The sequence below is a fragment of the Paenibacillus sp. FSL L8-0502 genome, assembly GCF_038593055.1.
GTDB lineage: Bacteria > Bacillota > Bacilli > Paenibacillales > Paenibacillaceae > Paenibacillus > Paenibacillus polymyxa_D.
Genome location: NZ_CP151958.1, coordinates 3,156,482 through 3,178,658, shown reverse-complemented (window position 1 = coordinate 3,178,658; position 22,177 = coordinate 3,156,482). Strand labels below are relative to the sequence as shown.

Below are 22,177 nucleotides of genomic sequence, written 5' to 3'. Positions count from 1 at the left end.
CATATGAAATAAGAACAGTCGGCAACGCCGATGACAATAAGGAGCCAAAAACAGCTTATGAGTTTATTGACTGTAGAAAATGTATCCCACAACTTTGGGGACCGCGCATTATTTAAAAATGTTTCCTTTCGATTGCTTGCGGGGGAACGTGTAGGTTTGGTAGGAGCTAACGGTGTTGGTAAATCGACACTCATGAACATTCTCACTGGAAAATTGCTTAAGGATGAGGGTAAAGTGGAATGGACTCCACGTGTGCGTTACGGCTATCTGGATCAGCATACCAAGCTGACACCGGGCAAAACGGTACGTGATGTATTGAAGGATGCTTTTCTTCCTTTGTTGGAATTGGAAAAGGAAATGATGCAGATTACTGACAAAATGGGGGATGCTTCTCCTGATGAGTTGGAAGTGTTGCTGGAACAGATGGGTGAAATTCAGGAGCAACTGGATATGGGGGATTTTTACCTCATTGATGTAAAGGTTGAAGAGATGGCGAATGGACTAGGTCTGTCGGCCATAGGACTGGATCGGGATGTATCCGCACTTAGCGGCGGGCAACGGACAAAGGTTCTTCTTGCTAAGTTGCTGTTGGAAAAGCCGAACGTCCTGTTGCTGGATGAACCTACCAACTATTTGGATGTAGAGCATATTGAATGGCTTACGCGCTATTTGAAGGATTATCCTTATGCTTTTATTCTTATTTCACATGATACTGAATTTATGAACCAGGTCGTTAATGTTATTTATCATCTTGAATTTGCCAAGATGACCCGTTATTCAGCTAATTATGAAAAGTTTCTCGAAATGGCGGATCTAAACAAAGCCCAGCATATTGATGCTTATGAGAAGCAACAGGATTTTATTAAGAAACAGGAAGATTTTATTCAGCGTAATAAAGCGCGTGCCTCTACATCAGGCCGAGCAAAGAGCCGTGAAAAGCAGCTTGATCGGATCGAACGTATTGATAAGCCTGAAGAAGCCGCAAAACCAACCTTTCAATTCAAAGAGGCACGTGCAAGCGGAAAGACGGTATTTGAGGGTATTGATTTTGAGATTGGTTATACACATGCCCTTTTGCCTAAAATGTCCATGACGATTGAACGTGGCGAAAAGATTGCAATTGTCGGCTATAATGGTGTCGGTAAATCGACATTGCTCAAAACCATATTGGGAAAAATTCCGCCAATCAGTGGAAAAACCTATCAAGGTGATTTTTTGCAGCCCGCTTATTTTGAGCAGGAAGTAAAGGCGGAGAAAATTACACCGATTGACGATGTGTGGAATGAATTTCCGCATTTGAACCAGCATGAAGTACGAGCGCATTTGGCGCGTTGCGGTTTGAAAAATGAGCATATCACGCGTCCGCTATCTGCGCTCAGTGGTGGAGAACAGGCTAAAGTCCGTCTTTGCAAACTGTTAATGCGTGAAAGCAACTGGGTACTGTTCGATGAGCCTACCAACCACTTGGATGTTAAAGCAAAGGATGAGCTGAAACGTGCTTTGAAGGAATACAAAGGGACCGTATTGCTTGTATCTCACGAACCGGACTTTTACGAGGATTGGGTAACCAAAACGTGGAATGTGGAAGAGTGGTCAAGTAAAGTTAACTAAAATCAGCTAAATCCAGTTCCAGCAAATTTCACACGAAGTGGGGTTTGCAGAATTAGAAAAATATGCTAAGCTATCTTTAGCTTATACAATAAAATAGTCACACTAGGGGAGCCGCCCATGCGGCTGAGACGGAATAAATGGATTTCGGACCCTTTGCACCTGATCTGGGTTATGCCAGCGTAGGGAAGTGAGCGCCGTACAAACAAGGCAACACCATCTTTATTTTTGTTTGTGCGTGGGACGATACACGTATACGGATATCATGGTCCGTTCGATTATTGGACGTTCGTTAAACCACTTCCTTGGGGAAGTGGTTTTTTTGCGTTTCGTTCATTTTAAGTAGTTCGAGCTTCCGTAGACGATTCACATATAATCCCCTTTCATTCCTACTGGTAGACGTGGCTGGCTAAGCTTAGATCCTTTAGTCCAATGTGAGGTGAAGACAAAATCGAATTACACGCAATTTCGATGGAAAAGGGCACTTTTGCACAAGCCGCCCAAGTGGCTGCTGTGATTTGTCCGTATGTTCATTATGTACACGCACGTTTAAAACAGAATGGTGCCTCTGCATTGCTTTCTTTGACTCGCAGCCTGGTGGAGCAGGAAGTTCCTTTGCAACAAATTGTAGTAAATGATCGTGTGGATGTAGCTTTACTTACTTTGGTCGGAGCCGTTCAATTACCAGCTAATGGATTACCTGTTGTGGATGTGAAAAGCCTACTTCCAAAGGGTACACGCTGTGGAGTGTCTGTACATTCCTTGGAGGAGATGCAAATTGCTGAGCGGGCAGGAGCGGACTATGTACTTTATGGTCACGTATATGAGACCCATTGTAAGCCCGGTATTGTACCGCGGGGTTTAGCTCAGCTTGAACATATTTGCAGACTGTCAAACATTCCGGTGATTGCGCTAGGCGGCATACAACCGCATCATATCCCGGAGCTTTATAGGGCCGGAGCAAGCGGAATTGCGGTGATGTCTGGTATATGGGAGGCTGAGTCGCCCGTTGCAGCTGCAATGGAGTATAGGCGAATGGCAGACCTTGTAGTTCACAGCCTGTAGCGAGAAAACGAGAGTAGAGGCAAGCTGAAAGCAGAAGGGTTTATGGAGAGGAGATACGGAACAAATGCTAAAGATACACACAGAGGAAAGAGTGATTGGACACGCTGAATGCTTGGTCATAGGTGGAGGTGTCATCGGCAGTTCCATTGCTTATCATGTGGCCAAGGAGGGAAGAAGTACGATTATGCTGGAACGATTGATCCCGGGTGAGGGAGCCTCAGGAGCAGCGGTTGGAATGCTGGCAGCGGAAAGTGAAGAGTTCACCGGCTCTGAGCTATCACGATTTGCTCGCATAAGTCGAGATGCATTCCCTGAGCTTGTCTGTGATCTAGAGCGTTTGTCAGGTATTTCGGTGGAATTCCGTACTGAAGGGTTTGTGACCCCTTTCCGTACGGAGACTGAAGGCCAAAAACGCTGGAAAGCTGCTAAAACGCGAGAGGGTGATTCTCCTATCTGGTGGGATGCGAAAGAATTGGCCCGACGAATTCCAGGTTTGGATGAACAAGCGATCGGGGCAATATATCGTTCAAAGGAGACACAAGTGGCTCCTGTCCAGCTTTGCCGTGCTTATGCAGGTGCTGCTGCGGTGCTGGGAGCAACGGTATGGTCTGGTACACAGGCAGAGCAACTGGTCATACAGGATGGTCGAATTTGCGGTGTCCGTACAGATAGTGGTTTTTTTTCCTGCGATCAGGTCATTATTGCCGGAGGCTTGGATAGCATGAAATTGCTAGCGCAGGTTGGGTTTGAATATCCACTTTATCCGGTCAAGGGCGAAGCGGTAGCGGTCTCCTTGAAGGATCACCCGTTAGAATATACCATTTATGCTGATGATATTTACCTCGTGCCTAAACAGAATAACGAGCTTTGGATTGGGGCAACGAGCCTTCCACATCAATATGACGAAGAGGTGACCGTAGGAGGCTTGGAGGGGTTGCTGGCACGTGCCTCTGCCTGGCTGCCGCGCGTCCGTGAAGCTTCTTTTATACGCGCTTGGGCGGGCTTACGTCCGCAGGCTGTATCAGGTCATCCTTTTATAGGCATTGTTCCTGGGGTCGAGGGCGTATATGCTGCAGTCGGGCATTATCGTAACGGTGTCCTGCTGAGTGATGCTACCGGGCGTGCGATGGCAGCTATGCTTAATGGGGCTTGTGCAGCAGAACTTGGGATAAGTAGTTTTTCTTCTGAGCTCCTCAAGGAGAAAAGCTTATGAAGCTGACGATTAACGGCCAGAGCCTGACCTTTTCTAATCGAATCACTCATGTGAATCAATTGCTACATGAGCTTGATGTAAAGGTGAAAACCGTAGTGGTGGAGCTGAATCGGCATATATTGACCCGTGAAGATCATGATGAAGCGGTACTGAAAGATGGAGATTGCCTAGAGATTGTACATTTTGTGGGAGGCGGTTGATTATGTTAACCATTGGAAAAGCATCTTTTACCTCGAGGTTGTTGTTGGGAACAGGAAAATTCTCTGATCTGGATATCCAATCCCAAGCCGTAGAGGCTGCTGAGACGGAAATATTGACGTTTGCTGTACGGAGATTGAACTTGGAGGAACGGGACAAGCAGCATTTTCTCGATATGATGGATTTGACCCGGTATACACTTCTTCCCAATACAGCTGGGGCTACAACAGCAGAGGAGGCGATTCGTATTGCCAAATTGGCAAAAGCCTCTGGCCTATGCGATATGATTAAGGTGGAAGTCATTGGGGATAGCAAGACACTGCTGCCGGACCCATTTGAAACGTTGAAAGCTAGCGAAAAGCTGTTAGAAGAAGGCTTTATCGTGCTGCCCTACATATCGGACGATGTGATTCTAGCAAAGAGGCTACAAGAGCTTGGAGTACATGCCGTTATGCCTGGAGCTTCACCGATTGGTACAGGACATGGTTTGCTTAATCCGTTTTCATTAGGTCTAATTATTGAACAGGCGGAGGTTCCGGTTATTGTCGATGCGGGTATTCGCTCACCCGGTGACGCGGCAATGGCGATGCAGTTAGGGGCAGATGCTGTTTTGTTGAATACAGCCGTATCAGGAGCGAAGGACCCGGTAAAAATGGCCGAGGCCATGAAACTGGCTGTTCGTGCTGGAAGATATGGTTTTGAGGCGGGGATGATTCCTGTAAAACGTTACGCTTCAGCAAGCAGTCCGATAGAAGGTATGGTTCAGGCATGAAGGTAACTGACAAATCCGGTGCAGGAGGAACACATTCAAGTGACCGTTATTCCAGACAGGAAAGATTCGCGCCCTTTGGACCGACAGGACAACGTCGGCTTGCTTCTTCCCACGTACTAATCATAGGTGCCGGAGCGTTAGGTACAGGTATTGCGGAAACGCTCGTTCGCGGGGGTGTAGGTACAGTGAGCCTCGTAGACCGGGATTATGTGGAATGGAGCAATTTGCAGCGCCAGCAGCTTTTTCAGGAAAGTGATGCTGCGCAAAGATATCCCAAAGTAGTAGCTGCTCAGCGAAGATTAAAGGATATTAATTCGGAAACGGTTATACATGCACATGTACTGGATGTTGGGGTGGAAGAGCTGGAAGAGTTGATCCAAGGGGTAGATCTCTTGATGGATGCAACCGATAATTTCGATACCCGACTTCTTATGAACGACATGGCACTCAAGCATCGGATACCTTGGATTTATGGGGGATGTGTAGGCAGCTATGGTGTAACCTACACCATTTTACCGGGTCAAACGCCTTGTCTTCACTGTCTGCTGGGAACTATACCGTTTGGTGGGGAAACCTGTGATACCGCCGGGATTATTCCGCAGGCTGTACAGATGGTCACGGCTAACCAAACTACGGAAGCTTTCAAACTTCTTGGCGGATATCCGGAAGATTTGAGAGGAAAGTTACTTTCGTTTGATTTGTGGAAAAATGAGTACGTAGCGATAGCGGTAGATAGCGTTAAAAAGGAGAACTGTCCTTCTTGCGGCAGTCAACCGACGTATCCCTATTTGTCGGCCTCTCATCGGCAGAAAACAGATGTTTTGTGCGGTAGGGATACCGTTCAAATTAGACCAGCAAACCCGATCCATCTGAATCTTGCAGAAACGGCAGATAGATTTGCTTCTTTGGGAGAAGGAAAAGTAGAGCGAAATCCGTTTTTGGTTTCCTTTAGTACAAGCGAGCATCGCTTGGTTGTTTTTGCAGATGGCAGAGCGCTGATCCATGGGACAAAGGACGTGGCAAAAGCAAGAAGTCTGTATCATCGCTATTTGGGTTAAACCATAAAAGCAGAAAGCCATTCTTTGGAGAATGATTTTCTGCTTTTTTGTTACAATAATATTAATATGCTTTAATGGCTTATAACACAAACTTGTTCGTATCCAATATGTAATGCTATGTCCAAACCAGGTGGGTGAAAAGGTGAGCCCGTTAATTTTGCTTGTGGATGTAAATGAAGCGTCTCCCGTAATTGTTCGTCCATTGGAGCAGGAAGGTTATCAGGTGGTTCATGTTAGCAATACGACGGATGCAAGCTCTTATGTAGCCCATAATCCTGTGGATTTGCTGCTGCTCAATATAAAAGATGAACAGACAGTTTCGCAAGGTTTACTTCGCATATTGCAGCAATACCATCCTCATGTCCCGCTATTAGCAATGACTTCATCAGATGAGGAGGACCATATTGTTTCCTGTTTTGAACAAGGAGCACATGATGTGATCGTTCTGCCCTTTTATCCTAGAGTTTTTCAGGCTAGAGTGGCTAATTTATTGCGGATTTTTGGTATTGAACGTGATGTGAAAAGGGCAATCGAGGCGGGTGATTTACATATAGACAATGCAAGCAGATTGGTGAGCAGAGGGGGACAAAAGCTGGAATTAACTCCGAAGGAATTTGATCTTTTACTTCATCTGGCGATACATCTTAACCAAGTTTGTAGCAGGCAGAAAATTCTGAAGGATGTTTGGAAACATGATTATATCGTTGATACGAACGTTGTAGATGTCTATATCAGACATTTGAGGGCTAAAGTAGATAAGGGGTATAAGTTTAAAATGATCCGTACGGAACGAGGTATTGGTTATTCACTCAGAACACCAACCGTATCAGAATAGTATTAGGTATATAAAAAAAGCCGGAACTTTTCGTCCCGGCTCGCATATTTCAAAATGAGTTTCTTACTACAGTACGCGGCGTGCTTTAATGTATGTTCTTTTCCAGTTGCCAGAGTTCAAATTGGAGATGGTCACGCCAGGTCCGCCGTAAGTGTGCAAAATTTTACCCCCGCCCATATAGACTGCTACGTGGGTAATGTTGCGTCCTGTAGCACGACTACCGCTTGAAAAGAAAACTAAGTCCCCTTTTTTCAGATTGGACTTGGATACGGCATGTCCGACTTTAGACTGTTGAACAGAAGTACGCGGCAAATTTACTCCGTATTTCTTGAATATGTGCTTCATGAAAGAAGAACAGTCAAAATTACGTGTAGTGCTTGTGGAAGCTCCAAACTTATAAGGAGTTCCCATATATTTTTCACCGTAGTTAATTACTTTTTGGCCTACCGAAGTCGTAGTGGCGGCTTGTGCCGTATTTGTTCCCTCAATTGCAAAAGTACCAAAGCCGATCGTGGCTGCGACCCCTGCTATAATTACCTTTTTTATGATTTTCTGCATATTCATGTTGTAAGTACCTCCAAAAATTGATTTGTGCAATATTTTGCTGAGTTGCTAACTAACTGACAGCGTTGAGTATAACAGTTTTGAAGCCCCCTAATAGTTGGAAAAGAACTCTCAAATGCTTGAGGGACAAGACTTACACAGCGATTATTAAAAAACGATTAAAAATTACAATTTGTAAAAAATATATCGATTCATGGATTTCTATAAACGGAAAAACCCTTGTTCATAAAGGGTTTTGAGTGAAAAACAATTTATATAATGGTTACAACAATGTCATAATTAATCCTTGCTTTGAATAACGAGTAGTAGACCGCTTTTGATGGAAATCGTACCTTTTGAAGCCGTTAGCTTATTACTGACAGCACGTGATTGTCCCATTTTGAGGGTGGCATTATGTAACGGATACATAAATCCTTCCAGTTGTATGCCTGTTACTTCGGAGGTCATAGGAAGCAGGGAGATATATGTATAGCCCATAGGTTGGATCTCAAGCGTTGATCCGGTGAGCTCAATATAATTATGTGCGTCCATAATAGCGCAGCTAATATGATGCTGCATTGCGCGTACCAATATTTGAACATTAGCCAATGTGTGGTCCATCCGGGTGCCAGTCACACCAAGCATCAGTACTTGATCTGCCTGTTCGTCCATAGCGATTTCTAAAGCAAGCTCAGTATCTGTTAAGTCTTTAAGTACTGGATCGCACGCAATCATACGTTGGCTTGCTGATTCTACCTTTTCTTTTTCCACTGGTGTGATCGAGTCAAAATCTCCTACAGAGATATGTGGTGTAATACCGTGCTCGATCAGGAAAAGAGCACCTTTATCTGCACCTATAATAAAATCATCGGGCTGTATTTGATGTAAATCTTCTTCATTAAGACGACCACCTGAAAATACAATCGCTCGTTTTTTTGTCATAATCAACATCCTTTCTTTCTGATACGATCCTATATATACCATCGTTTTTAAGTATACCGCGTTAAATATGGCTTGCACAATTTTGGAGGACATGGCTACAATGAAACAGAAAAAAGGAAGTGTAACGTGTAATAGGAAGGAGAACGAAATGATTAACGTTTTGTTTGTATGTTTGGGCAATATTTGCCGCTCACCGATGGGGGAGGCAATACTGAGACATAAAGCGCAGGAACGGGGATTGGGTGCAGAAATCGGGGTGGACTCGGCCGGGACAGGCGACTGGCACATCGGAAATCCTCCGCATGAGGGAACACTAAAGCAACTTAAGCTGCATGGAATCAGCGAACAAGGCATACAGGCGCGGCAAATAACGGGCCGTGATTTTGACGCGTTTGATTATATTGTGTGCATGGATGACTCTAATGAACGAAACATGCGAAAGATTGCAGGTGGAGCGGAGGCAGATATTCTAAAATTTATGGATTTGCTCCCTCAAGAAAAATTAAGAGAAGTACCCGACCCATATTTTACAGGGAATTTTGAAGAGACCTATCGATTAATGGACGCAGGTTGCGACGCCTTGCTGGACAAGATCGTAGAAGAAAAGCTATAATGTGAACGACAGATGACGGCAATCATTGCCGTTTTTCGTTATACATTTTTGAAAGCGTAACCAAATCATGAAAAAGAAAAAGGAGCTTTATGACCTAGTAGGTCAAATGCTCCATTCCCTTTAGTTACCTGGGAGAATTTTTACTCAGGCGCGATCCAAAAAATACATTAGCGCGTCAGGCAACTCGTTTTGCCAAAAGCCCCACAAATGTTTGCCATCCTTTTCACGGTAAGAAACTTCAACGTTCCGTTCGCGCAGCAAATCTGCGCATTGACGGTTAAGCTCTACAAAGTTGTAAATGCCAGTATCACTCTCAAATGCATCTTCCTGAAGGCCAACCGTCATCCACACCCGCAAATGAGACAGATCTTTCTCACGGGCGATGATTTCCTGCGAAGCTTCATAGTAAGCACCTGAGAGGCTGATAATGCGGTTGAACAACTGAGGATACATCAAAGCCAAATGCAGAGACACACTGCCTCCCAGTGAATCCCCCGCCAAAATACGGGACGCTGCATCTTTTCTTATAGGATACTTTTGCTCTACATAGGGAATAATCTCTTCTGCAAAACAGGCGGTATACGCCTCAAAACGATTGCCAAAGGGAGCATACTCCTGCGTTCGAATTTTTGTATTCACTTCCACACCTACAATAATGAAGGGTTCGACGCCCTCATCTAGAATGAGGCGGTTGGCATGAGTTGCAATGCGGCCAAAATTGAAAAATTCTTCTCCGTCCTGACAGTACACGACCGGGTAGCTCAATATTTCATTATAGCCGGGCGGCAAATAAATCCGGAGAGTTCTGGTCTCGCCAAGAAAGCGGCTGTCTACTTCGTCTTTAAGGATGGTTCGTTTTAAATACCGAGAATCCGTCATTTTTCGTCACCTTTCTTGGGTATTATTTTGCATTCGGGATCACAATAAGTTAAGATTACCCTGATTGCAATAGATGTTTAAAATTTCAATCATGTACTAAGCTGTTACAGTAAAAAACATACCCTGTTACACACACAAAAATGTGACAAACTCAAAAAAAATAACTAAATCTTTGACGCGAGCGATATAACAGGTGTATAATAATCCTATAACAGCGGAACTTGATATTCAAATTTTTTTGTTGAGGTGAAGAAAATGAGCAAGGTTCCTTATGAAGTTTACACAGAGGAAGTTGAGGCGCTGTCCGTACTTTCTCCGGATGGTGAAATTATCAATAAAGATATGTTGCCTAAACTTACAGATGATCAATTGAAAGAAATTATGTATCGAATGGTATTTACACGTACTTGGGATGACCGTGCCGTTAACTTAGGCCGTCAAGGGCGTCTCGGTTTCTATGCTCCGGTATCCGGACAAGAAGCAACCATGGTTGGTAGCGAATATGCGCTCCAAAAAGAAGACTTTATTGCTCCAGGCTACCGCGATATTCCGCAAATCGTTTGGCATGGCCTGCCATTATACCAAGCTTTCTTGTATTCCCGTGGTCATCAACACGGCGGCCAAGTGCCGGACGGTGTTAATGTACTGATGCCGCAAATCATCATTGGCGCGCAAATTTTGCATGCTATGGGTATTGCTATGGGTTACAAGCTGAAAAAACAAAAACAAGTCGCCATTACATATACAGGTGACGGCGGTTCTTCCGAAGGTGATTTCTACGAAGGCCTGAACTATGCTGGTGTATACAAGTTGCCAGTTATTTTCTTTGTGCAAAACAATGGTTACGCGATCACGACTCCATTCTCAAAACAAACGGCTGCTCTTTCGATCGCTCATAAAGCAGTAGCTGCTGGTATTAAAGGCGTGAAAATTGACGGCATGGACGTGCTTGCAGTTATTAAAGCCGTTCAAGAAGCTGCAGAGCGTGGACGTAATGGTGAAGGTGCTACTTTGATTGAAGCCGTAACGTACCGTTTCCGTCCGCATTCCCTTTCTGATGATGCAACAAAATATCGTTCTAAAGAAGAAGAAGGCGAATGGAATGCGAAAGATCCAATTGCCCGCTTTGCGAAATACCTTGAGAAAAAAGGCCTTTGGACTGAAGAAGATACAGCTCGCGTAAAAGAAGAAGCTAAGGCAAAAGTGAACGAAGAGATCAAAAAAGCCGAGAAAACAGAGAAAATGACAATTCCTGGCCTGATCGATAGCATGTTCGAAACAACGCCTAAGCACTTGGAAGAACAAAAAGCTGATTTTAAATAATTGAACTTGAAAGAGACCGGGCCGTAACCCGATCCGGTCTGCTTTTCGATTGACCTGAACTGAAATTGATCTGTCAATGTTTAAGGAGGAAATGAAGCAAATGGCACAAATGAACATGAAAGAAGCGATTCGTGACGCACTGCGCGTAGAGTTGAAACGCGACCCTAACGTCCTGCTTTTCGGTGAAGACGTAGGTCATGTAGGTGGCGTATTCCGCGCTACAGAAGGTCTGCAAAAAGAATTTGGCGAAGAACGTGTATTCGATACTCCGCTGGCGGAATCCGCAATCGGGGGTCTTGCTGTCGGTTTGGGTATTCAAGGCTTCCGCCCTGTAGCTGAAATCCAGTTCGTAGGCTTTATCTTTGAAGCGCTTGATCAAATGGCAATTCAAGCATCCCGTATGCGTTACCGTTCCGGTGGACGTTACAATTCTCCAATCGTATTCCGTACACCTTTTGGTGGCGGTGTTAAGGCAGCCGAGCTGCATACAGATTCCTTGGAGGGCCTGCTGGCTCAAACACCTGGTATCAAGGTTGTTGTTCCATCCAACCCTTATGATGCAAAAGGTCTCATGATTGCGTCTATTCGCGACAACGATCCTGTGTTTTTCATGGAGCATTTGAACTTGTATCATGCATTCCGCGCTGAAGTTCCTGAGAATGATTACACAGTTGAACTGGGCAAAGCTAATGTAGTTCGCGAAGGTTCCGATGTGACGATCATTACTTACGGTATGATGGTACACACCTCGGTTAAAGCTGCGGATGAGCTGGAAAAAACAAAAGGTATCAAAGTAGAAATCATTGATTTGCGTACCATTAGCCCGATTGACATTGATACCGTTGTTGCTTCTATTCAAAAAACCAATCGTGCCATCGTTGTTCAAGAAGCTCAAAAGAGCTCCGGTGTAGCTGCTGAAGTTATTGCACAAATTAACGAAAAAGCAATCCTGCATCTGGAAGCACCCGTTCTGCGTGTAGCAGGTCCGGATACCGTTTATCCTTTTGCTCAAATTGAAGATACTTGGTTGCCAACGCCAACACGTATCATTGATGCGGTTAATAAAGTATTGGAATTTTAATTAAAGCACACCGTAAATTTGGGAGGTTTTAAACGTGGCTAAATTTGAATATAAATTCCCGGAGCTAGGTGAAGGTCTTCACGAAGGCGAAATCATCAAGATGCACATTAAGCCCGGCGACAAAGTAACCGATGAAGATATCATCATGGAAGTACAAAACGATAAGGCAGTAGTTGAAGTTCCTTGTCCGGTTAATGGTACAGTACAAGAAGTATTTGCCAAAGACGGCGACATCTTTAACGTAGGTCAAGTTGTAGCTGTAATTGATGCAGAAGGTGAACTTCCTGAACAGGAAGATGCACCAGAAGCACCAGCTGCTAGCCCTGAGCCAAGTGCTGCTGCACAAAGCGGAGCTGCAGATACAGCTAGATTTGAATATAAATTCCCAGAGCTGGGTGAAGGTCTTCACGAAGGTGAAATCATCAAGATGCACATCAAGCCCGGCGACAAAGTAACAGATGAAGATATCATCATGGAAGTACAAAACGATAAGGCAGTAGTTGAAGTTCCTTGTCCGGTTAATGGTACAGTACAAGAAGTATTTGCCAAAGACGGCGACATCTTTAACGTAGGTCAAGTCGTAGCTGTAATCGCTGCAGAGGGTGAACTTCCTGAACAAGAAGAAGCACCAGCTGCTGCTAAACAAGAACAGGATGCTGCACAAGGCGGAGCTAACACTAAACCAGCTGCAACTCCTGCTGCTTCTAACAAAGATGTACTAGCTACACCTAGCGTCCGCAAATTTGCTCGTGAGCAAGGTGTAAACATCGCTCAAGTGAGTGGCTCCGGCAAAAATGGTAAAATCACCAAAGAAGATGTAGAAGCTTTCAAAAATGGTGGAGGCCAAGCGGCTGCACCAGTAGCGAAAGAAGCTGCAAAAGCACAAGAGCCTGCTAAGAAAGAAGCGAAAGCTGCAGCAGCATCCGCACCAGCAGCAGATCCACGTGCTGAGGAAGAGCGCGTACCATTTAAAGGTATCCGCAAGGCTATTTCCAATGCTATGGTTAAATCGGCTTATACGGCTCCGCACGTTACGATTATGGATGAAGTAGATGTAACTGAACTGGTTGCTTTCCGTACTCGTATCAAACCAATTGCTGAGAAGAAAGGCACAAAAGTAACATACCTGCCATTCATCGTAAAAGCTTTGGTTGCTGCTTCCCGTCAATTCCCGGCTCTGAATGCCTCAATCGACGAAGAAGCAAACGAAATTGTCTACAAAAAATACTACAACATCGGTATCGCTACAGATACAGACAACGGTTTGATCGTTCCTGTTATCAAAGATGCTGATCGTAAGAGTATCTGGATGATTGCTGATTCCATTCGTGATCTGGCTGTGCGCGGTCGTGATGGAAAATTGGCAGCAAATGAGATGAGAGGAAGCACAATCTCCATCACTAACATCGGTTCCGCAGGCGGTATGTTCTTTACTCCAATCATTAACTTCCCTGAAGTTGCGATTTTGGGTACTGGACGCATCAGTGAAAAAGCAGTCGTGAAAAACGGTGAAATTGTTGCCGCTCCAGTAATGGCTCTTTCTCTGAGCTTTGACCACCGTATTATTGACGGTGCAACTGCTCAAAACTTCATGAACTATATCAAACAGCTGCTCGCTAACCCTGAGTTGCTTGTTATGGAGGTGTAATCAATGGTAGTAGGAGACGCTTCTCTGGATATTGACACATTGGTTATCGGTGCGGGTCCTGGCGGCTATGTAGCTGCCATCCGTGCCGCACAATTAGGACAAAGCGTATTGATCGTTGACAAATCTGAGCTGGGCGGTGTCTGTCTGAACCGTGGATGTATTCCATCCAAAGCTTTGATCTCTGCAGCTCATCAATACGAAGCGGCTAAACATGGCGAGTCTTTCGGTATTTCGGCTGAAAATGTAAAAGTAGACTTCGCTAAAACACAAGAATTCAAAAACGGCGTTGTTAAGAAAATGACAGGCGGCGTAAGTGGCTTGCTCAAAGGCAACAAAGTTGAAGTTTTCAATGGTGAGTGCATGTTCATCAACGAAAACGAAGCGCGTGTATTCAACGAACATGAATCACCACGTTACCGTTTTAAAAATGCAATTATCGCAACAGGTTCCCGTCCAATCGAACTGAAACCATTCCCTTTTGGTGGACGCATTCTGTCTTCTACAGAAGCATTGAACCTGCCTGAAATTCCGAAAAGCCTGATCGTAATCGGTGGTGGATACATTGGTGCAGAGCTCGGACAAATGTACTCGAAATTCGGTTCCAAAGTAACGATTATTGAAGGTATGGATACAGTGCTTCCTGGTTTCGACAAAGATATGACTTCGATCGTTGCGAAAAGCATGAAGAAAACGGGCATCGAAATCTTCACTGGCGCTAAAGCGGAAAGTGCAGAGCAAACAGATAAAGACGTAACAGTGAAATTCTCCGTTAACGGCGAAAGCAAAGAAGTAACTGCTGATTATCTGCTTGTAACTGTTGGACGTCGTCCAAACACAGACGGTGAACTGGGTCTGGATCTGATCGGCCTAGAACTGGATGAGCGCGGAATGGTGAAAGTTGATCACCAAGGACGTACTAGCATTCCTCACATCTTTGCAATCGGCGATATCGTAGCTGGTCTTGCTCTGGCGCACAAAGCTTCTTACGAAGGTAAAGTAGCTGCTGAAGCAATTGCAGGCGAGCCGTCTGTAGTAGATTACAAGTGTATGCCGGCTGTCGTTTTCACGGATCCAGAATGCTCCAGCGTAGGCTACACAGAGTCACAAGCCAAAGAAAAAGGCTACAATGTCAAAGTTGGCAAGTTCTCTTATGGAGCAAACGGTCGTGCGGTTTCCCTGAACGCTGCTGAAGGTTTTGTGAAAATCGTTGCTGACGCTGACACAGGTTTGGTACTGGGTACGCAAATCGTAGGTCTGGAAGCTTCCAACCTTATTGCTGAGCTGGGTCTGGCGATTGAAATGGGTGCTACACTCGAAGATATCTCCTTGACTATTCATGCTCACCCTACACTGGGCGAGATCGTTATGGAAGCAGCGGAAGTCGTGCTGGGTCATCCGATCCACGCATTGGCACCACGTCGCTAATACCATTTTTCATTATCTCGTTTTCGTTTTCATACATGACAAAGAGAGGCAAGGAGCGCTATATCTGCGCTCTTTGTCTCTTTTTTTTCAAACTTTAGGATTTTCAGGACTACCATGAAAATTCACACAGTACATGGTCAACGAAGTACCGTACATGATAAACTAACTATAGATATGGGTGCAGAAAAGAATTTTAAAGATTAGAATCTGGCGATGCCAGGTTTTTATTCATGCTCAAAGGAGAGGAATAACGTGCGTAACTATTTGGAACTGCTGGAGGATATTTTAGAGAATGGAGTAAAAAAAGAGGATCGTACAGGAACAGGTACACTATCTGTTTTCGGAAGGCAACTCCGTTTTGACCTGGCCAAGGGCTTCCCCTTGGTGACCACCAAAAGAGTACATTTGAAATCCGTTATTCATGAGCTGTTATGGTTTTTGCGGGGAGATACCAACATTTCTTATCTCAAGGAGAACGGAGTTACCATTTGGGATGAGTGGGCAGACGAGCAGGGGAATCTGGGGCCTGTATATGGGTCGCAATGGCGCTCGTGGGAAACAACAGACGGACAACATATTGACCAAATTGCGAATGTCATTGAAGCTATTAAAAAAAATCCGGATTCACGTCGACACATTGTCAGTGCTTGGAATGTGGCTGAAATCGAATCGATGAAGTTGCCGCCATGTCACTTTGTATTTCAGTTCTATGTAGCTGGAGGGAAGCTTTCCTGTATGCTAACGATGCGTTCTGTGGATACCTTTTTAGGGTTGCCGTTTAATATCGCAAGTTATGCATTACTAACGCATATGGTTGCACAGCAGTGCGGTTTGGAGCCCGGCGAATTTATTTGGTCAGGCGGCGATGTGCATATTTATTCAAATCATATGCAACAAGTGCATACACAGTTGGAACGTGATCCTTATCCGTTGCCTCAGTTGAAAATTCTGCGCAAGCCGGATTCGATTTTTGATTATACCTACGACGATTTTGCTTTTGAAAATTACGAATATCATCCAGGGATTAAGGCGCCTGTCGCCATTTGATTAGAGGAGGTGGGAAAATGGGCATTTCAATGATATGGGCTATGGCACAAAATGGTGTGATCGGCCGAGATAACAAACTTCCCTGGCGCCTCCCTAGAGACATGGCCTTTTTCAAAGAGCAGACGATTAATAAAACGGTACTCATGGGACGCAAAACGTGGGAATCCTTTGGAGGAAAAAGCCTGCCAAACCGGCGTAACGTTGTCTTGACCCGAGATCTGCGCTATCAGACGGAAGGTGCGGAAGTAATTCATTCAATGGAAGAAGGACTCCAATTAGCAAAGCAGGAAGAGTTAATGGTCATCGGAGGAGCAGAGATTTATTCACTGTTTTGGCCACATGCTGATCGGCTGATTGTGACTCGGATTGAGGAGGTTTTTGAAGGCGATACAACCTTCCCTGAGCTGGATTGGAACGGCTGGAATATAGTTAGTGAGACCCCAGGTATCAAGGATGACAAAAATCCCTATGAGTATCGTTTTGTTGTTTACGAGAGAACCGAATAAGAATAGACTATATCCGACCCCACTCATTTGAAAAATTAATAAACCATATAAAAAATCCTTTTGGCTGTTGATGCAGAAAGTTGCATAAGTTTTCATCACTTTTACGCTGTATTGTGATACAATAAATCAAATTCAATGAGAACAGACCCTTTCATAATACAAATAGACAAATTCGAATTTGACTTAAATTCTGAATGGATGATCGGGGTTCATAAGCGAAGAGATGGGGGAACGTAACATGTCTACACCAACTGGATTTATGGAATACACACGACAGCTTCCTACAGACCGGGACCCGGCAGAGCGTATAAAGGATTGGGAAGAATTCCATAAGCATATGTCTGAGGAAGAGCTGCGTACCCAAGGGGCGCGTTGTATGGACTGCGGAACCCCTTATTGTCATACGGGGATGGATATCATGGGAGCAACTTTAGGCTGCCCGGTTCATAATCTCATTCCGGAATGGAACAATCTCGTATATCGTGGTTTGTGGAAGGAAGCGCTAGAGCGGCTGCACAAAACGAATAACTTCCCAGAATTCACAGGTCGTGTTTGTCCTGCGCCATGTGAGGGTTCATGTACTGTGGGACTGATCGGACAGTCTGTTACAATTAAAACCATTGAGGAAGCTATTATCGAAAAGGGTTTTGAGGAAGGCTGGGTTGTCCCTAATCCGCCAGAAAAGCGTACAGGCAAACGAGTGGCTGTTGTCGGTTCGGGTCCGGCAGGTTTGGCTGCAGCGGCTCAGCTTAACAAAGCAGGGCACAGCGTGACTGTGTATGAGCGTGCAGATCGTGTGGGTGGATTATTGATGTATGGCATACCGTCCATGAAATTGGATAAAAAGGTTGTTCAGCGGCGTGTGGATTTGCTGGAGGCTGAAGGTATTCAATTCATCACCAATACGGAAATCGGCAAAGATATCCCTACCGATCAGTTGATTGGTGAATATGATGCTGTTGTTCTATGCGGTGGTTCTACGAAGCCAAGAGAATTCAACATTGAAGGTAGCGATTTGAAGGGTGTTCATTATGCGATGGATTATCTGAATGGTACCATCAAAAGTTACTTGGACTCCAATCTGGAAGATGGCAACTATTTGTCTTCCCAAGGTAAGGACGTTATTGTAATCGGTGGCGGTGATACGGGTTCGGACTGTGTAGCTACTTCTTTGCGTCATGGTTGTCGGAGTGTCACTCAATTTGGCACACATACCAAAGCACCTATGGAGCGTGACCCGATTGCCAATCCTTGGCCACAATTTCCAAACGTGTATTCTCTTGATTATGCACAGGAAGAAGCTAAGGCGCTGTTCGGAGAAGATCCACGTGAGTTCTCCATCATGACGACCAAATTTGTAGGTGATGAAAGCGGTAATCTGAAAGAGCTGCACACCATTCAAATTCAACGGATTGTTGATGAAACAGGGCGCAAAATCTATCAACCGATTCCAGGTACGGAGCGCGTATTCCCTGCACAAATTGCTCTTATTGCCATTGGATTTGATGGTCCTGAGCAAACGATTGTAGAGCAAATTGGCTTGGAGACGGATCGTCGTTCCAACGTTAAAGCACGTTATGGAAAATATGTTACTAATGTGGATAAGGTTTTTGCTGCAGGTGATATGCGTCGCGGACAAAGTCTTGTTGTGTGGGCTATTAATGAAGGTCGAGAAGCTGCACGAGAAGTTGATAAATACCTCATGGGCGCTACCGTTTTGGTGTAATTATAAATTTTATGTTACGGATCAGTCAAAGCTCCATCTTCGGATGGGGCTTTATTGTATTTCAAGCTGAGTCTGCCAGAAGCGAAAAATGAATAAATGATTATTGAGCTGTGAAACATTGTGAAATATATGTTATATAATATAACTTAAATTTAATCGTATCACCATATATTTCTTATCTAAATTGATCATAACATAAAAAAGAGTGTTTGGTGTAGCTTTTTTATAGAAAAAAGAATTATTCCACAAGAAAATTTGATAAAATCTGATATATATGTAATGTAAATTAACATATACATAACTTTCGTTGACTATTTAAAATCATGACCTGAGAGAACCACGGTATCTATGGTATAATACACGTATATTGTTGAAGCGTTTGACTAAATGAATTTACAAAGGAGCTTTCGTCGGGAGAAGGCTCCTTTTGCATGAGGCCGGGATACCTGTGTTTTCATTAATATCCATGTATATGTATGATTCATGGAGGAGAAACAGAAGGCCGTCAGGAAGGAATGGAGTATGAATGAAGACGTTGATTATTGCTGAGAAACCGGATATGGGACGGACGATTGCCGCTGTTATGGAGCCGCGGGCTAAAAATAACCGTACCTATTTGGAAGGGGAGAAATACATTGTAACCTGGGCGATCGGGCATTTACTGGGTTTGGCTGAGCCGGATGCATACGATGCTAAGTACAAGCGATGGAATATTAAGGATCTTCCTATTATCCCTGAGCAGTTCAAAATTGTACCGAATCCGAAAACAAAAGATCAGCTGAAAATGATTGGTGAACTGGCCAAACGCTGCGATGCCATCGTAAATGCTTGTGATGCTGGACGGGAAGGGCAATATATTTTTGCGTTGATCCAACAGCAATTAAAGTTGCGTCAGCCAGTTAAGCGACTGTGGATTTCAGACTTGACAGCGGAAAGTATTGCGACAGGCTTTGAACGATTGCGAGATGCTTCGGAGTTTGAATTTCTGACTCAAGCTGCGCGGGCACGAAGTGAAGCGGACTGGCTGATCGGCATGAACGCTTCCAGAGCGTTCACAACACGACATAACACACTGCTGTCGGTAGGACGGGTGCAGACTCCCGTGCTGGCACTGATTCATGACCGGGAAAAAGAAATTGAGGCATTTCAGTCTCAAACCTTCTATGACGTGTGGGCAGAATTTAAGCAAGATCAGATCAAGTACAAAGGTGCGTGGCAGGGGGATAGGCTGACGAAGCCAGAGGAAGCTGAGGAAATCGCTGCGGCTGTTCGCGGAAAAATAGGTAAAATCACCAAATATGACACCAAGCAGACAAAAGAGTATCCTTTTAAATTGTACGATTTAACGCTGCTTCAACGCGAGGCGAATGCCAAGTACGGTTATTCGGCCAAAAAAACACTGGATGTGGCACAAGCGCTTTATGAGCGCCACAAGGTCATTTCCTATCCGCGTACCAATTCTAACTATGTGACAGAGCAAAATATAGACGGCATGCACAAGGCACTACGGATGCTGGGCACAGGTCCTTATGCTGATCTGGTCCAACAAGCCAACCCCAATTTGGTTCATAAACAGAATAAATCGGTCTGCAATCCATCTCGTGTTGAGGATCACCATGCTATTTTGCCGACATTAAAAAGGCCAGGAACACTAAGCAAAGAAGAGCAAAATGTATATGACCTGGTTATTCGCAGGTTTTTGTCGCATTTTTTTCCGCCTGCTGAATACAAAATGCATACCGTAATGACACAGGTGGACAAGCATCTGTTTAAAACAAATATTAAAGAGCTTCTTTCCTTGGGGTGGAAAGTAGTTTTAAGTAAGGTTGATCAGGATAAAGGTAAAAAGAGCAAATCACCGAAAAAAGAAGATGAAGAGGAAACGGACGAGTGGACGGACAAGAAGTTTGAGATTGATGCGGGGCGTCCCGTGGATTGTGTTCGCGCCGAGATGAAAGAAAAGGCGACTCAGCCCCCTAAAAGCTACACGGAGGGTACATTGCTTAAGGCGATGGAAAGCGCGGGTAAACAGATGGAGAATGAGGAATTGCGTGAGGTCATGAAGGATGCCGGTTTAGGCACACCTGCGACGCGGGCCGCCACAATTGAACGATTGAAAAAAGTTGGCTATATTGAAATGAAGGGTAAAAAGATTCTTATTACGGAAAAAGGAAAGATGGCTATTGACCTGATCCGTCATGCTGGGGTTGATCTATTAGCCTCCCCGGAGATGACAGGTCAATGGGAACGTCGCCTACATCAAATTTCCAAGGGTGAGGCGGCTCAAGAGAAGTTTATGGAGAACGTTAAAAGATTTACGTTGTCCATCATTGATAAGGTGAGGCAGCAGCCGCCGGCTCCGGCAAATGCCTTTGGTGAGGAAGCAAGGGGGAAGCGTGCGGTTGGAAAAGAAGGCGCACGTAGTGCGCGTGCGAGCGGACGCACCGCCGCCAAAGGGGTGGGGCGTGCTACATCAGGACGCGGTGGCAGCGCTGGAAGCGCAACGCTAGAGCAAGCAGCACCACCAGCACGCAGCTCTTCCGACGGATCCTCAGGCATTTCAGGAAGCCAAAGGCAAGCTTTAGGTAGCTGCCCACGCTCTAATTGCGGCGGAAGCATTATTGAAGGCCGTAAAGGGTATGGGTGCAGCCACTACAAGCAGGGTTGTGGCTTTGTCGTCTGGAAGGAATATGCTGGAAAGCAGATTACCGAAACGATGCTCAAGTCCTTGTTGACGAAGAGACAGACGCAATTGTTGTCTTTTAAGCGTAAAGATGGATCGACCGTCAAAGCGCGAATTGTTCTGAATGAACCTGGTACAGGACAACTTAGCGTTCGAGAGGAATCCTGAGACAGGGTTTAGACCAATACAAAAAGGACCCTATCCGAGGGTCCTTTTTTGTTGGTGCAATTGTATGCTTTCGTGGATAACCCGTGGTACTTCCGTTAGCTTCTGTATCGTATACATCACGGAGTTCACGTTTTTTTGCAGTTCAACCATATTGTAAATCCATTCCTTAGGCTGCTTGAGATATACAGCATGAATACCTGCGGCAAGGGCTGGAGAAACATCAGTGCGCAGAGAATTCCCGATCATCCAGGTGATGCTTCGGTCCAAGCGATTCATCTGGATGATTTCTTCTAGGGCTTCGACATTTTTATGCTGGCGAATGTAGATGCGGTCATCAAAGTAGGTAGCCAGTTTCATTTGTTCAATCTTTCTTTCTTGAATGATCTGCTCACCGCCAGTATACAGATGGAGGGAATGCCCTGCTTTTTGGAGGGAGTTCAGCGTTTCGACCATGCCTGGATACGGTTCGATTTCCTGTTCGTACACACTTCGGCCAAGAGAGCGAAGCTCCTGCTCTTCCCGAGAATCGAGACGGCGTCCGAATTGTTCCGAGAAAAATTGGTACGTATCTATCAAAGATTGTGGGAAATGCTCGCTGGCAAAGCCCACTTGATGAACTCCAGCCACATCAATTTCGATTTGTTTTTCACGAATCGCATTTTTGGTTAGGTTATGAGTTGCAAACCATTCCTGAAGCAAATCAAAAAAGTGGTTGAGGATCAGGTCAAAATACTTGTTGCAGTGGACTAAGGTGTCATCAAGATCAAATAAAATGTGCTGCTTCGGATACGACACGATGCATACTCCTTCCAAGCCAAAGCTTTAACGCTGCTTCGGTTATAAC

At 44.8% G+C, this 22,177-nt stretch carries 20 protein-coding genes and 1 riboswitch; of the genes, 16 read left to right on the top strand and 4 right to left on the bottom strand.

The window, feature by feature from the left end:
• The first annotated feature begins 57 nt into the window (after positions 1–57).
• The 7 genes from NSQ57_RS13490 to NSQ57_RS13460 all read left to right on the top strand — a co-directional run bounded on the left by NSQ57_RS13490 (position 58) and on the right by NSQ57_RS13460 (position 6,749).
• Positions 58–1,611 (top strand): ABC-F family ATP-binding cassette domain-containing protein, encoded by a 1,554-nt coding sequence (locus NSQ57_RS13490; protein ID WP_029517433.1) that lies wholly within the window; start codon positions 58–60, stop codon positions 1,609–1,611.
• Between the two features lie 94 nt (positions 1,612–1,705).
• Positions 1,706–1,814, top strand: a riboswitch (TPP riboswitch).
• A 265-nt stretch (positions 1,815–2,079) separates the two neighbouring features.
• Entirely contained in the window at positions 2,080–2,673 is a 594-nt protein-coding gene (locus NSQ57_RS13485) for a thiamine phosphate synthase (RefSeq protein ID WP_029517434.1), read from the top strand.
• Between the two features lie 64 nt (positions 2,674–2,737).
• The gene (thiO, locus tag NSQ57_RS13480) at positions 2,738–3,886 is read left to right on the top strand and encodes a glycine oxidase ThiO (RefSeq protein WP_342424926.1); all 1,149 of its coding nucleotides are present in this window, start codon (positions 2,738–2,740) and stop codon (positions 3,884–3,886) included.
• Positions 3,883–4,086 carry a sulfur carrier protein ThiS gene (thiS, locus tag NSQ57_RS13475; protein WP_029517436.1) on the top strand — a complete coding sequence of 68 codons (204 nt, stop codon included), beginning with the start codon at positions 3,883–3,885 and terminating at the stop codon, positions 4,084–4,086. Before thiO ends, thiS begins: the two co-directional genes overlap by 4 nt.
• Before the next feature lie 2 nt (positions 4,087–4,088).
• A complete protein-coding gene (locus NSQ57_RS13470) occupies positions 4,089–4,856 on the top strand; it encodes a thiazole synthase (RefSeq protein WP_342424925.1) in 768 nt (255 codons plus the stop codon).
• Positions 4,853–5,914, top strand: a complete 1,062-nt coding sequence (locus tag NSQ57_RS13465; protein WP_165146617.1) for a ThiF family adenylyltransferase — start codon at positions 4,853–4,855, stop codon at positions 5,912–5,914. Before NSQ57_RS13470 ends, NSQ57_RS13465 begins: the two co-directional genes overlap by 4 nt.
• A 142-nt stretch (positions 5,915–6,056) precedes the next feature.
• Positions 6,057–6,749: a response regulator transcription factor gene (locus tag NSQ57_RS13460; protein ID WP_342424924.1), complete on the top strand. Its 693-nt coding sequence runs from the start codon at positions 6,057–6,059 to the stop codon at positions 6,747–6,749.
• Positions 6,750–6,815: 66 nt separating this feature from the next.
• Here the strand turns inward: NSQ57_RS13460 and NSQ57_RS13455 are convergent, their stop codons facing one another.
• Positions 6,816–7,313 carry a C40 family peptidase gene (locus NSQ57_RS13455; protein ID WP_039271305.1) on the bottom strand — a complete coding sequence of 166 codons (498 nt, stop codon included), beginning with the start codon at positions 7,311–7,313 and terminating at the stop codon, positions 6,816–6,818.
• Between the two features lie 279 nt (positions 7,314–7,592).
• Entirely contained in the window at positions 7,593–8,234 is a 642-nt protein-coding gene (locus NSQ57_RS13450) for a thiamine diphosphokinase (protein WP_342424923.1), read from the bottom strand.
• A 148-nt stretch (positions 8,235–8,382) separates the two neighbouring features.
• Between NSQ57_RS13450 and NSQ57_RS13445 the strand changes: the two genes are divergently transcribed.
• Positions 8,383–8,847 carry a low molecular weight protein-tyrosine-phosphatase gene (locus tag NSQ57_RS13445; protein ID WP_029517442.1) on the top strand — a complete coding sequence of 155 codons (465 nt, stop codon included), beginning with the start codon at positions 8,383–8,385 and terminating at the stop codon, positions 8,845–8,847.
• A gap of 144 nt (positions 8,848–8,991) precedes the next feature.
• Here NSQ57_RS13445 and NSQ57_RS13440 read toward each other — a convergent pair whose 3' ends face one another.
• Complete coding sequence (locus NSQ57_RS13440) at positions 8,992–9,726, bottom strand: alpha/beta hydrolase-fold protein (RefSeq protein WP_069011718.1); 735 nt, start codon at positions 9,724–9,726, stop codon at positions 8,992–8,994.
• A gap of 255 nt (positions 9,727–9,981) precedes the next feature.
• Here NSQ57_RS13440 and pdhA point away from each other — a divergent pair, with 255 nt between their 5' ends.
• From pdhA to NSQ57_RS13400, 8 genes are all read left to right on the top strand, one after another.
• Positions 9,982–11,049 (top strand): pyruvate dehydrogenase (acetyl-transferring) E1 component subunit alpha, encoded by a 1,068-nt coding sequence (pdhA, locus tag NSQ57_RS13435; RefSeq protein WP_029517443.1) that lies wholly within the window; start codon positions 9,982–9,984, stop codon positions 11,047–11,049.
• Positions 11,050–11,149: 100 nt separating this feature from the next.
• Positions 11,150–12,130 (top strand): alpha-ketoacid dehydrogenase subunit beta, encoded by a 981-nt coding sequence (locus NSQ57_RS13430; RefSeq protein WP_039271308.1) that lies wholly within the window; start codon positions 11,150–11,152, stop codon positions 12,128–12,130.
• A 34-nt stretch (positions 12,131–12,164) separates the two neighbouring features.
• On the top strand, positions 12,165–13,778 hold the full coding sequence (locus NSQ57_RS13425; protein WP_342424922.1) for a 2-oxo acid dehydrogenase subunit E2: 1,614 nt from the start codon (positions 12,165–12,167) through the stop codon (positions 13,776–13,778).
• A 3-nt stretch (positions 13,779–13,781) separates the two neighbouring features.
• Positions 13,782–15,203 (top strand): dihydrolipoyl dehydrogenase, encoded by a 1,422-nt coding sequence (gene lpdA / locus NSQ57_RS13420; protein ID WP_039271311.1) that lies wholly within the window; start codon positions 13,782–13,784, stop codon positions 15,201–15,203.
• Between the two features lie 252 nt (positions 15,204–15,455).
• A complete protein-coding gene (thyA, locus tag NSQ57_RS13415) occupies positions 15,456–16,250 on the top strand; it encodes a thymidylate synthase (RefSeq protein ID WP_069011721.1) in 795 nt (264 codons plus the stop codon).
• Positions 16,251–16,267: 17 nt separating this feature from the next.
• Positions 16,268–16,756: a dihydrofolate reductase gene (locus NSQ57_RS13410; RefSeq protein WP_069011722.1), complete on the top strand. Its 489-nt coding sequence runs from the start codon at positions 16,268–16,270 to the stop codon at positions 16,754–16,756.
• 238 nt (positions 16,757–16,994) lie between these two features.
• Positions 16,995–18,482, top strand: a complete 1,488-nt coding sequence (locus NSQ57_RS13405; protein WP_342424921.1) for a glutamate synthase subunit beta — start codon at positions 16,995–16,997, stop codon at positions 18,480–18,482.
• A gap of 526 nt (positions 18,483–19,008) precedes the next feature.
• Positions 19,009–21,333 (top strand): DNA topoisomerase 3, encoded by a 2,325-nt coding sequence (locus NSQ57_RS13400; RefSeq protein WP_342424920.1) that lies wholly within the window; start codon positions 19,009–19,011, stop codon positions 21,331–21,333.
• A gap of 30 nt (positions 21,334–21,363) precedes the next feature.
• Here NSQ57_RS13400 and NSQ57_RS13395 read toward each other — a convergent pair whose 3' ends face one another.
• Positions 21,364–22,128: an HAD family hydrolase gene (locus NSQ57_RS13395; protein ID WP_069011731.1), complete on the bottom strand. Its 765-nt coding sequence runs from the start codon at positions 22,126–22,128 to the stop codon at positions 21,364–21,366.
• Positions 22,129–22,177: the final 49 nt, after the last annotated feature.